The 4731-nt window shown below is 58.4% G+C and carries 3 protein-coding genes and 1 pseudogene; 3 read left to right on the top strand and 1 reads right to left on the bottom strand.

The annotated features are described in order from the left end of the window. On the top strand, window positions 1-1801 hold a 1801-nt coding region (locus ABX749_RS22620; protein ID WP_372897981.1), incomplete at its 5' end, for a hypothetical protein. A 36-nt stretch (window positions 1802-1837) separates the two neighbouring features. After that, window positions 1838-2818: an SIMPL domain-containing protein gene (locus tag ABX749_RS22615; RefSeq protein WP_372897980.1), complete on the top strand. Its 981-nt coding sequence runs from the start codon at window positions 1838-1840 to the stop codon at window positions 2816-2818. 211 nt (window positions 2819-3029) lie between these two features. Here ABX749_RS22615 and ABX749_RS22610 read toward each other — a convergent pair whose 3' ends face one another. Beyond that, window positions 3030-3335: a hypothetical protein gene (locus tag ABX749_RS22610; protein WP_372897979.1), complete on the bottom strand. Its 306-nt coding sequence runs from the start codon at window positions 3333-3335 to the stop codon at window positions 3030-3032. Window positions 3336-3557: 222 nt separating this feature from the next. On the opposite strand from ABX749_RS22610, the pseudogene ABX749_RS22605 reads away from it, so the two are divergent. Next, a pseudogene (locus ABX749_RS22605) lies at window positions 3558-4731 on the top strand (glycoside hydrolase family 10); the annotation flags it as partial.

Raw genomic sequence — 4731 nt, 5'->3', positions numbered from 1 at the left:
GGTGGCGGCGATGCGGGCATTCATTCCCTGTGTGGAAGAGTTTCGCGAGAAAAGCGTGGCAGACGAGTTGGAGCGGTGGCGTCTCGCGTTCTCGATGACCGAAGGGCGGGCGATCGCAGCGATCGAATTGATGCGACCGATCCCTGAACGCTTCAGTAAAACGGGTAAAAAAACCACCGCTCCAGAGAACGAAACGTTTGCGGACAGCGTGAATACGCCTGACCAAGACACGACATCGGTCCAAGAATCAACGTCGCAAACGGATCAACTCGACCAGATTGGCGGATTCTTTGGAGCAAGCGGATCGAACGAAGACTCAGAGCCGGAATCCGAGATGGAAACGGCATCGGAAGATTCGTCTCCGCTGGACTTGGCGGCGTCGCTGTTTGGTAACGCACCGGCGAGTCCTGCCGGGCCAACCAAAGCAAGCGACGACGAAGACTCCGAGCGACTTTCACAAGTGGACCCCAGTCGACTCGGAAGTGCAGCTTACTGGATGACCCGGTGGCAGCAGCACGATGAGAGTCTTGCGCGGCCTACCTGGATCCGCAACTGCGAGCCGATCCTGCGTCAGATTGCCGAAGCCGGCGCCACCCAAAACGGCACAGTGGATGGCACAGCGGACGGCAGCGAAACCGAACGTCGCTGGGCCAACGCGGCATTGGCGACCTGTGGGGATGTTGGCCGTGCCGACGCGATCTTGCAAGCGGCGCAGCAGGCCTCCGACACGGATCCGAGGGTTGATTTGGTCGTCGACTGGTTGCCGGCAGAAGCTCGCGTGAAATGGGTGCGGGATCATCTGAACGACCTGACGTCGGAAGAAACAGACAGTTCGTTGGCAGCGAACTGGGACGCCGCCACGTTGATCGAGTCGACAGAGATCGCGAACGCGCTGGATGAATTTCTCGGTCGATCCGAGGACCTGTCGAACGAATTGTTGGTCCGATTGGTGCACTTGCTGCAACGCTCCCTCACCGGCGGACTCGGCGATCATCATGCGACGCTCGTCGACGAAGACGACTTGGCGACGGATGACTCGGGCCTGTTGGCCAAACGCAAAGTCAGTGGCATTCATCCGCACCAAGCCGAGGTCACACAATGGCTGATCGACCGATACACGTCGGCAAAATCGCGTCGACATCGCGCCGTGCTGTTGGCGGTCCTTGCCAGAGTCAGTCGCCGCCATGCGACCGCCGAAGCGCTCGCTTTGGTCGAACAGTCTGCCGAAGACGCGATACTGCGCCGCACTGCAGCCGCATTGGCGTTGGGTGACCTGTCGTCGCTCTCGGTCGATCGTGCCGTCGTCCTACTGGAACATCCGAACCACGAGATTGTCGACGCGGCTCTACTGCGGCTCAGTTGCAATAACTCGTTTGAGGGGATACAGGAAGAGAACATCGGCGTCCCCGTGGTCTATCGCAGCGCGGGCTTGCACCCGCTGCAGAGGACCACACAGTCGCTCTCGGAAGACACCTTGAACCGACTGAGCAAGACTGAGAACAAAACCTCGGCCGCGATCGCCGACACGCTGCTCGTTTCGCTGGGAAAAGAAATACCGCTCGATCCGCTACTCGATCGACTCGGCGGCGTCGAGCGCCCCCTGACGCTGTTGGCCATCGCGTTGGCAAAAGCGAAACGGACCGACGATGACGCGATCGAGATCTATCGTCGCTGCGCGCAAGTGGTCCAGTGGCAGGACGAGGAGGCCGTTCGGACGGCGCTCCAGCCACTCCGCGACGACCGCGTCAAAAAAATCATCAAGACTCATCTTCAAGAATACGATGGCATGTTTTCCTTTTAACCCCGTCCTCACACGACAGCACTTTGGGAGTAGATCATGAAACGGGACGCGACGCGAATGAATCCGAACCGGTTTTTACGAACCACACGCCTGGCCGGGATTGTTTTGGCGATCGGCTTGCTGACCCCGGCAACGACCGTTGCTCAATCTTCGTCCATGCCCGAAGGCATCGTCGCGCGGGGGACGGCCGTCGTCGCGGTCGAGCCGTCGGCGCTCCGATTGACGATGTCGATCCAAGCGCAGGGAAAAGACGCCAAGTCGGCCGTGCGTTCGTTGGCGGCACACAAGGAACGCGTTCGTAAAGAATTAGGCGAGATGAACGCGGACACCGATTCGATTCAATTCACTTCGACACAACTCTCCTCCGGTGGGAATGAGAATTCCGAGCAACGTCAGTACATGCAGATGATGCAAATGATGCAGCGGCAAATGGGACAAGCCGCTCCCGACATGGATTCTGTTCCGACCGTATACACCGCAACCACGTCACTGAAAGTCGATTGGCCGTTGCCGACCAAAGATGCCGACGCACTGTCACTGCTGCCGCAAGGGCTGAGAGACCAAATCAGCCAGCGCGATTTCAAAGGAGAAAAGAATAAGCCGGAAATCGACGAAGAGTCGCTTGAAAAGATGAAAGAAATGCAGGCGATGATGGACGAGAACTATGGCTACTCGATAGACAGCAGCAACAGCGGCGGTCCCAACATTCTGTTCGTCGGCAAAATCAATGATGAGCAACGGCGCGAGGCGATGAAGTCGGCGATCGAGAAGGCAAAGAAGTCGGCCGCCGTGACCGCCGATGCGCTCGGCGTCAAATTGGGGAAATTGAAAACGCTGTGGCCGACGGAAAACGGGGGCTCGTCCGGTGCCTCTTCGTACTCCGCGTACATGGCGTCCGAAATGTACTGGTCGTACGATGAGGAGGAGGACGGAGAAGTTGGTGAGGACATCACCGCAAACGCGATCGACGGCCTTCGATTCCAAGTCAGCGTGTTCGCGGTCTACGACTTCGAATGAACGCTCGCGCGAGTGGTGGAAATTCGCGGGTGAGTGATCGGCCAGTCGAGTCACCCGGTGCGCCCGTGGTTTTTAGTACGTGATGCGTGCCGGGGCAACGATCATGGGGCAGCGATCATCCGATCGGACCAATCGGGCACATCAGGTCCATCGGTCCTGTCGCGCCCCCTCACCGGCGAGACGCTTCACCGTGGGCGGTCGGTGGTTAAGTTCAAGCCGAGAAACGCAGTTTGGTCAGCGGGGGGTTGCTGCGAATGATCTCACCAGAATCCGAGACCTTTAAATAGTAGGACGACAGAATGTGGGCGCGGGTTGAGTATGCGGAGTCCCCTGTCGGCTCCAATCTCTCCCAGACGTTGACCCGATAGTTGCCGTTGTGGTGACGACAGACCTCGACGCGATGCAGGCGTGGGGGCCTGCCGACTTTTTCCAGAACCTGCGACTTGATCTTTTCGGTGTGTTCTGATCCCGCCAGGGCGTTCTCGTTCTGCGGGGCTGCTTGATCGACGTTTGACATGGTTTTGCTCGGCCAATGGAATGCGATGGGATGCCGAACTGTAGCGTAACGCAGATCGGTTCGATATGAGTCGAAAGTTGCCAACGCAGCGGAAACGCATTGCCCCCCGACTGGTTAGGATTCCTGGATTTGAAAGCCTGCCGGTTTGATTTCCGGTCCATTTGTCTGTGTTAAGCTGACGCGAGCGTGCTCGAAACGACGTCGTTCCTGGAGTGTTCAATCATGCGAAAAGCCATGCCACTGGCGGTGATCGGTTCACTGATCACTCTCGTCCTGTTCGCCACCATGGCGTGCCCCGCCCAGGACGTTCCACTGGTTTACGACGTTGAGCACACCGGCGTAACGTTTCCGCAGCCTGTGTTACCTGATTTCGACGCGTTGCCCGCGATTCGGTCTCTTCCCGATCCCTTCGCCTGGTCGGATGGCAGCGGGCGTTCGACAGAATTCAACGACTGGGAGCGTCGCCGATCGGAGATCAAAGCGGAGATCGAAACGTATGGGATTGGGAAGAAGCCACCGAAGCCAAACGGGATCGTCGCCAGCTTCGAGAATAACACGCTCACCGTGAAGGTGACCGAGAACGGCGAGACGCTGACGCTGACGGCTCGGGTTCGAATACCGGAGGGTGACGGGCCCTTTCCCGCCGTCATCGGGATCGGTTTCGGCGGCGGCAGCGGGAGCCTTCCTGCCGAAATCTTTACCAACCGCAAGATCGCGACGATCGCGTTCAATTTCAGTCAGGTGATGGCTCATCAGCAGAAACGCGGCGAGGAACCGATCAATCGGCTCTATCCAGAGTTGACCGACATCGGCGCCTACAGCGCCTGGTCGTGGGGAATCAGCCGAATCATTGATGGCCTTGAACTCGTCGCGGATGACCTTCCGATCAATCGTAAGCGTCTTGCGGTGACAGGTTGTTCGTTTGCCGGAAAGATGGCCCTGTTTGCCGGAGCCTTCGACGAACGGATCGCACTGACAATTGCCCAGGAATCCGGTGGAGGCGGTGCCGCAGCCTGGCGGGTTTCAGAAACACTGGGCAACGTGGAAACCCTCGGCAAGACCAGTCGCGCGTGGTTTCTGGAGGAGATGTTTCAGTTTTCCGGCGCCGTTGAGAAACTTCCCTATGACCATCATGAATTGATGGCGATGATTGCGCCGCGAGCGTTGTTGGTGCTGGGCAATCCGGACTACGAATGGCTGGCCGACGAGTCGGGTTATGTCTCCTGCCGAGCCGCTCACGAAGTCTGGAAAACGTTTGGAATTGGCGACCGGTTCGGATTTTCGATCGTCGCCGGTCACCCGCATTGTCGACTCCCCGCCAGTCAGCGTCCGGAAGTCGAAGCCTTTGTCGACAAGTTTTTGCTGGGCAAGACGGATGCGAACACCACCGTCACCC

It is taken from the genome of Stieleria sp. (assembly GCF_041595215.1).
Taxonomy (GTDB): Bacteria; Planctomycetota; Planctomycetia; order Pirellulales; family Pirellulaceae; genus Stieleria; species Stieleria magnilauensis.
The sequence above is the reverse complement of the archived record's forward strand: the minus strand, read 5'-3'. Positions and strand labels throughout refer to the sequence as shown.